Origin of the sequence: Aminobacter sp. Piv2-1 (assembly GCF_037625995.1) — a bacterium.
In the GTDB taxonomy this organism is placed as follows: Bacteria; Pseudomonadota; Alphaproteobacteria; order Rhizobiales; family Rhizobiaceae; genus Aminobacter.
Window position 1 is genome coordinate 108,385 of record NZ_JARKMU010000015.1, and the last position, 6,724, is coordinate 115,108.

At 66.3% G+C, this 6,724-nt stretch carries 6 protein-coding genes; 1 reads left to right on the forward strand and 5 read right to left on the reverse strand.

What is annotated here, in order from left to right; translation table 11 throughout:
• Positions 1 to 3 precede the first annotated feature (3 nt).
• Positions 4 to 1,257 (forward strand): D-amino acid dehydrogenase, encoded by a 1,254-nt coding sequence (locus tag AmiPiv_RS23070; RefSeq protein ID WP_340041276.1) that lies wholly within the window; start codon positions 4 to 6, stop codon positions 1,255 to 1,257.
• A gap of 87 nt (positions 1,258 to 1,344) precedes the next feature.
• Here the strand turns inward: AmiPiv_RS23070 and AmiPiv_RS23075 are convergent, their stop codons facing one another.
• The 5 genes from AmiPiv_RS23075 to AmiPiv_RS23095 form a co-directional block, all read right to left on the reverse strand.
• The gene (locus AmiPiv_RS23075) at positions 1,345 to 2,571 is read right to left on the reverse strand and encodes a penicillin-binding protein activator (protein WP_340041278.1); all 1,227 of its coding nucleotides are present in this window, start codon (positions 2,569 to 2,571) and stop codon (positions 1,345 to 1,347) included.
• 65 nt (positions 2,572 to 2,636) lie between these two features.
• Positions 2,637 to 3,188 (reverse strand): transglycosylase SLT domain-containing protein, encoded by a 552-nt coding sequence (locus tag AmiPiv_RS23080; RefSeq protein WP_340041280.1) that lies wholly within the window; start codon positions 3,186 to 3,188, stop codon positions 2,637 to 2,639.
• A gap of 250 nt (positions 3,189 to 3,438) precedes the next feature.
• The gene (locus AmiPiv_RS23085) at positions 3,439 to 3,813 is read right to left on the reverse strand and encodes a hypothetical protein (protein ID WP_340041281.1); all 375 of its coding nucleotides are present in this window, start codon (positions 3,811 to 3,813) and stop codon (positions 3,439 to 3,441) included.
• 87 nt (positions 3,814 to 3,900) lie between these two features.
• Positions 3,901 to 4,263 (reverse strand): hypothetical protein, encoded by a 363-nt coding sequence (locus AmiPiv_RS23090; RefSeq protein WP_340041282.1) that lies wholly within the window; start codon positions 4,261 to 4,263, stop codon positions 3,901 to 3,903.
• Positions 4,264 to 4,406: 143 nt separating this feature from the next.
• The coding region (locus tag AmiPiv_RS23095; protein ID WP_340041284.1) for a VCBS domain-containing protein at positions 4,407 to 6,724 on the reverse strand (2,318 nt) is incomplete at its 5' end.

A 6,724-nucleotide genomic window follows, 5' to 3' on the forward strand; every position in this document is an offset into this window, starting at 1 on the left:
ACCATGCGCATAGTCATCCTCGGCGCCGGCGTCATCGGCGTCACCTCCGCCTACTACCTGGCCAAGGCCGGCCACCAGGTCACGGTGCTCGACCGCCAGGCAGGACCGGCGCTCGAGACCAGCTTCGCCAATGCCGGCGAGATCTCGCCCGGCTATGCCTCGCCCTGGGCCGCCCCCGGCATTCCGCAGAAGGCGATCAAGTGGGTGTTCATGAAACATGCGCCGCTGATCATCCAGCCGATGCTCGACGCCTCGACCTGGCGCTGGGTGACGGCGATGCTGCGCAACTGCACCTCGGCCCGCTACGCACTCAACAAGAGCCGCATGGTGCGGCTGGCCGAATACAGCCGCGACCGCCTGATTGCACTGCGCGACGACACCGGCATCGAATACGACCACCGCACGCGAGGGACGCTGCAGCTGTTCCGCTACCAGAAGCAGCTCGACGGCATGGCCAAGGACATCGAGGTGCTGAAGAGCGACGGCGTGCCCTATGAGGTGCTCGACGCGAGCGGCTGCATCGCCGCCGAGCCCGGCCTCGCACCCGTGCGCGAGAAGATCGCCGGCGGCCTGCGCCTGCCCAACGACGAGACCGGCGACTGCTTCAAGTTCACCAACGAGCTGGCCAGGCTCGCCGAAAAGCTGGGCGTCGAGTTCCGCTACAATGTGAAGCTCGAGAGCCTGCGCCAGGAAGGCAATCGCATCGTCGCCGTGCGAACGTCGGAAGGCGAGGTCGAGGCAGACATGTTCGTCGGCGCGCTCGGCAGCTTCACGCCCGCCTTCGTCAAGCCGCTCGGCCTCAAGGTGCCGGTCTATCCGGTCAAGGGTTACTCGATCACCGTGCCGATCGTCGACGAGAGCAAGGCGCCGGTGTCGACCATCATGGACGACACCTACAAGATCGCCATCACTCGCCTGGGCGACCGCATCCGCGTCGGCGGCATGGCCGAGATCGCCGGCTTCAACACCGAGCTTTCGCCATCGCGCAAGGCGACGCTGCAGTTCTCGGTGGAGGACCTGTTCGGCGGCGCCGCCGACCAGAGCCGCGCCAGTTTCTGGAGCGGGCTGAGGCCAATGACGCCGGACGGCACGCCGGTGATCGGCCGCACGAAATTCGACAATTTCTACCTCAACACCGGCCACGGCACGCTGGGCTGGACCATGGCCTGCGGGTCGGGCAGCGTGCTGGCCGACATGATCAGCGGCGCCCGCCCCGAGATCGACGTGGCCGACCTCGCGCTGTCGCGCTACGCGTAACACCGGCATTTGCCGAACAGAAGAAGGCGTCGGAGCCGGGCTCCGACGCCTTGGTTTCGATGCTAGCCTGCGCCCTATGTAAGCCGGCTAAAAACCCGAGGTCGACTTCTCGACCAGCTTGAGCTTGCCCTTGTCGACGCGGAAGAAGGGCATGGCGCGCTCACCCGCACCGTCCTCGCGGAAGCGGAACACGCCGGTCGAACCACGGAAGCCGGTGGGGCTCTCGATCACCTTCTTGGTGAAGCCCTTGGGGCCGAGCGCGCTGGCAATGCCGGCTGCGAGCGCCACCGTGTCGTAGCCATAGGCGACATTGACGTCGGGCTCGTAGTTGTAGGTCTTGCGGAAGCGCTCGGCGATCGGTCCGATCTCGGCGCTGTCGAGGGTGGCGATATAGGCACCCTGCAGCGTCGGGTCGTCGATGCCGTGCTCGAGCCAGCGGTTCGAGCCGACCAGGCTGACGTCCTTGCCGAGCATGCCCTTTGCACGCAGCGCCGCCACCAGCGGCGCCGGGTTGGCACTGCCGCCGGCGACGACGATCGCCTGCGGATCGCCGACCAGAGCCTGCATGTCGGCCACGGCCTTTTCCGATCCGCCGGTCGACGGCCCGAACGGCAGCGCCACGGCAAGCGAGGCGCCGTAGATGGAAAGGCTGTTGGCGACGCGCTTCTCGGTCGCCTTGCCGGCCTCGCCTTCCGCCATGAACAGCACGAACTTGCGCGCGCCCTTGGCGGCGATGGCCGCGGCACCCGCCGCCGCGCTGTCGGCCTCGTTGAGGCGGACGGAATAGACGCCCGGCGCGCCGGCGTAGTTGTCGGCGAGCGCCAGCACCAGCGGCCGGTTGCTGCCCGAGACGGAGCCGAGCTGACGCACCGCGCCCGGCTCGGACGGCCCGATCACCAGCTTCGCGCCCGAGGCAAGCGCCCCGGTCGTCAGCGTCCTGGCGCGGGCATCGTCACCGCCGGTATCCTCGACATTGAGCGTGATGAGGTCGTTGCCCAGGTCGGCCATGGCCAGTGCCGCCGCGTCGCGGATCTTGCGGCCACGGTCGCCCGCGGCACCACCGGCCGACAGCGGAAGGATCATCGCCACCTTGACCGGGCCCTTGCCGAGGCTCTCGGAAGCCTTGGCCGGCCCCGAAGCGGACTGGGCCGGCGGGGCGGCCTGGGCGGCTTGGGCCGCCGTAGCGTCGCCGGCGACCGCGCCGAGCGTGCCCTCACCCTCGTTCCCCGACTGGCAGGCAGCGAGACCGATCGGCAGGGCCAGCATCGCGGCCAGCAGGGACGCCGGAAAGCGCCGGACAGATTGCGTCATCATTCCCCCTCACTCATCGGTTGGGTGTCACTGTCGCGACGACTGCGGCACAAGAACGGCACGCCGAGCTAGCTGCCGAACAATTTCGCGCGCAGGCTGCGGATATGACGCGCCTGGGCAGCGGGCCGGTACTCGGCGCAGCGCATGTAGCGCGACCCCGGCACGAAGTTGCGGCGCACGCACACCCCCTTGGGAGCCGCCGAACCGGCCGCGCCCACCGGCCCGAGACCGGCCACCGCGGCGAAGCCAAAGGTGGCTTCGGGCACCGTGCCCGTGACGGCATAACCGTCGCGTTTGAGGATCTCGCGCGCCCGCTGGCAATAGCGGACGGACAGGGCCGAGAAGCGCGTTTCCGCATGGCCGGCACGATATTTCATGACGGTGGTGCAGAGATCGCCTTCCGCCAGCCGGAAGGCGTCGGCGAGGTAACGCACGCCGAGAGCTATGTTGGTGCGCGGCTCGGCGAGCTGCTCGTCGGTGCCGCGAAAGCCCATGAGCCGTGCGGTGGCAGGCATCACCTGCATCAGCCCAACCTCGCCGTCGCCGCCGCGGGCCTCGGGATCGTAGAAGCTCTCGATCTCCATCACCGTCAGCGCCAGCTCGGCCGGCAGCTGCTTCATGCCCGCCTCACAGGCGGCAAGGACGCGAAACGCCTCCTTGCCCGATTCCGCACTGGGCGGACGGCACTCCACATGTGCCGGGGGCGAGCCGTCCGCTCCGGGCCGGACCAGCTCGGGAGCAGCGGCGGATGCGGCACCCGCCGATGCCGAGAGCCAGGCCAGAACCGCCGGAATGGAGCGAAGTACCATCGCGCGAGGCCGCGCCGGAACGTGCCGCCTGGGGCGCGTCAAAGCCGCGCCCGCCGGGCGGCTAGTTCTGGTATTCCACCATGCGATCGTAGAAGCACTCGCACTTGTTGAGGTAGTCCTCGTCGCGGTAGCTGGTCTTGAGGTAGCCATAGGCCTTGCCGCAGGCGACCTTGGCTTCCGAAGCCCAGACGAAGACCGGACGCGAGGAATCGACCCACTCCGAGCTGTTGGCCGCCGCCACCGCCTCGTCCATCATGCGCACGACCTCGGTCTTGAGCTCGCCCATGTCTTCGGTGAGCGCCAGGTTGGACGGGCCGGCGACGCGGCAATAATTGGTCACCGGCGTGCCGATGGGGTCGGCGGCCATGGCCGGACCGACAAAGGCAAACGCGACGACGCCGGCGAGCGCCGACCGCTTCTTCCAGTTGAAAGCCATCTTTTCTTCCCTCTCCTGTCCGGCATCGGCTCGATGCCGCCCGTCACCCGTTGAATTTCCAGCCCGGCAAGCCGGGCGCATCCATCTTCACACGGCCCCGTGTCCCGAGGAGCCGTCGTCTTCGAACAATATGGCAAAAGGCAAGGAAGCCGCCACGCCCTCGCCGCCCGTCTCGACGACGGCAGGCGCGCTGTCGGCCGACAGCTCTTGCCCACCCGGCTCCGGCCCCAGGAGATGCGGGATGAGGTCCGCCATCTCGATGACATCGCCGAACAGCGCATCGTCGAGGATCTCGCCGAGCGCGGCAGGATCGATCACCGGCACGGGCGATGGCGCGAGGATGGGGAGGGCGTCGACAAGCAAGGCCTGTTCCGAATCCAGCGTGATGACGGGCATTTCCGCGCCGTCGGTTTCAAGCTCGCCCGTTGGGCCCGAGACTCTGTCGACCATCCCGTTCGCCTTCGTTGCTACCCTGCTCTCGTCTGCAGAAGACGGGGCATCTATTCTCTTCAAAGCCTTAACCAACTTACGCCAGTTCGGCAATTGCGGGACAACCCGCAAGTGCCGACTGCGAAAAAGTCAGTCCTGTCGCATCATGGAATTCCAACAACCGTAACGTCATGGTCGACATAGAGGTTGGCGACCGCGCCGTTGACCTGCGCGGTGTAGAGGTTGAACACCTGCCCGCCAGGCGAGGTCGTGGTGGTGCCGGTATCGGTCCATACCGCCGTGTCTGCGCTGAGATCGACCTTGTCTCCGCTTGAGCCGACGACATACAGGTCGTTGCCCGTGTCGCCGGTGAAGTCGACCACATCCTGCGCGGTGAATTTGAGCGTGGTTCCGACGTTGTCCAGCGGAATCGCTTCCTCGGTAATCAGGATCTCCTCGATATTGACGATCGGTTCCCCGGTCAGGTCGACGACTGCATTTGCAAATCCGGAGGCGGGGCCCCCTTGCGCCGTCGTGTTGAACAATGCGCCATCATCGATCCTGAGGATGTCCCAACCCGCACCGCCGTCAAGCTGCAGATCAAGCCGGTCGTAGACGAGGATGTCGTTGCCAGCGCCGCCCTGGACCGTATCCGCGCCGCGGCCGCCATTCAGGACGTCGGGGCCGGCGCCGCCATCGAGCGTGTCGTTATCGTCGTTGCCGAAGGTGTAGTGCAGCCCCGTATTCGTATCCGTGATCGTGTTTGCGTTGGTGGTGCCGTCCGTAGAATATGTCCCCCCAACACTTGCCGGGCCGGTCGGATTGATAACGGCGGTGATACCCATATTGGTGCCACCGCTGGTGTCGTAATCCAGCTGGATGTTGCCCTTGGGCGGTGTAATCGTCACTCCCTCGAGATTGAAATTGGTGATGATCACCTTGCTGGGCGAGTTGGCCGTATCTTCCGCTGCAACATAGAAGCTGTGCGACGCGTCGATGCTGAACCCCGCATCGGACAACACAGCACCTTGCTGGCCTTGCCCACCCCTGAGCACCACCTGGGAGTACGAGTCGAGCGGCACGGATGAATCGACGAAGGTCAGGATCATCGTCTGGGCGCTGCTGTTGGTGTTCGTCACCATCGAGCCATTGAGGACGCGGGTGGCGGGGATGCCGGTCATGTCCGTCACCGTAGCGACATTGTTGGCCGGATCGTCGGTGTGCCCCGGAGCGCAGCCGCCGCCGCTCAGAGCGGTCTCGGTGGCCTTGACCGTCAAGTCGAAGTTGAGGTTGGACGGGAGCGTTCCGCTTGCCGGCGCGGTCACGGGGATGTTGAAATCGACCGTCGCCACATTCGACGGTGCAGTGACGGTAATGACACCGGTAGCCGCGTTGTAGGTGTAGGCGTAGGTGACGTTTCCTTGGGTGAAATTGCCCGCGGCAGACAGTCCGGCGGTGAAGCCCGGAGCGAGTTGGACCGTCAGCGTATGCGTCTCGGATCCGTCGAGATCGCTGAACACCGCATGCACTTGCACCGTCCCAGGCTCGCCGTTGCTGAACGAAGAGCCGGAGTCGCCTGAGTCGGCGACGGTGATATCCACCGCGGTGGGGGCATCGGCGACCGCGTCGACATACAATGTCGCCGCAACGTCGGCACTCGTGGTGCCCACGCCGTTGTAGGTCGACGTCGCATTGACCAGGATTGAGGCATCGACGTCGCTGTTGGCCGGGGGCGTCATCGGAACGGTCGCCGTCACTGCCGTGCCGGCCGCGGCGCCGACGACCTGGATCGTCAAGACCCCGCCGGCAAATGCGACCGTGCCGACAGTGCCTGAAGTAAGAGAGATGGTATTGGTCGGCACTGTCCAGTTGGTGAGACCGGATATCTTGATCTCGGTGACCGCCGACAGCGCGTCGACGGGAGCTGCGGTGAAGGTCGGCGAAAGGGCGACGTCTTCTGGAGTGCAGTCACTGCCGCCCACGGTCACCACCGGAGCGTCACTGGCGCCGTTGATGGTGATCGTCAGCGTCGCAGTGTCGGTGTCGCCGTCGCCGTCCTTCATCGTATAGCCGAAGCTGTCGCCGAGCTGCTGGCCGGGGCTCAGTGCCTGGATGGCCGCCTGCGTTACCGCATCCGTCTTCAGCGTGTAGGTGTAGCCGCCGTTGGCGTTCAGCTGCAGGGTGCCGTAGGTGCCTTCGTAGCTGCCCGGCGTCGTCACAGTCTTGCCGCCGTCCGCACCCGCCACATCGTTGTTCAGCACGTTGCCGTCGACGCTCGCCGCATCCTCGCTCAGGCTGTTGGTGTCGTTCGCCGCCACCGGCGTGTCGTCGTCGACCACCACCGTGAACGAGGTGTTGACCGCCGGACCGTCCGTGTCGCTCACCGCGACGTTGACCGTGAACGGCGCCGTATTGTCCTCCGTGCCGCTCACCGTGTGCTGCACAGGCTGCAGCAGCGTCATCGTGTAGGTCGCCGTGTTGG

Excerpts from the sequence above, each read along its gene's own strand:
- AmiPiv_RS23070 (WP_340041276.1), top strand. The coding sequence starts at position 4 with ATGCGCATAGTCATCCTCGGCGCCGGCGTCATCGGCGTCACCTCCGCC.
- AmiPiv_RS23090 (WP_340041282.1), bottom strand. The coding sequence starts at position 4,263 with ATGGTCGACAGAGTCTCGGGCCCAACGGGCGAGCTTGAAACCGACGGC.
- AmiPiv_RS23080 (WP_340041280.1), bottom strand. The coding sequence starts at position 3,188 with ATGAAGCAGCTGCCGGCCGAGCTGGCGCTGACGGTGATGGAGATCGAG.
- AmiPiv_RS23075 (WP_340041278.1), bottom strand. The coding sequence starts at position 2,571 with ATGATGACGCAATCTGTCCGGCGCTTTCCGGCGTCCCTGCTGGCCGCG.
- AmiPiv_RS23085 (WP_340041281.1), bottom strand. The coding sequence starts at position 3,813 with ATGGCTTTCAACTGGAAGAAGCGGTCGGCGCTCGCCGGCGTCGTCGCG.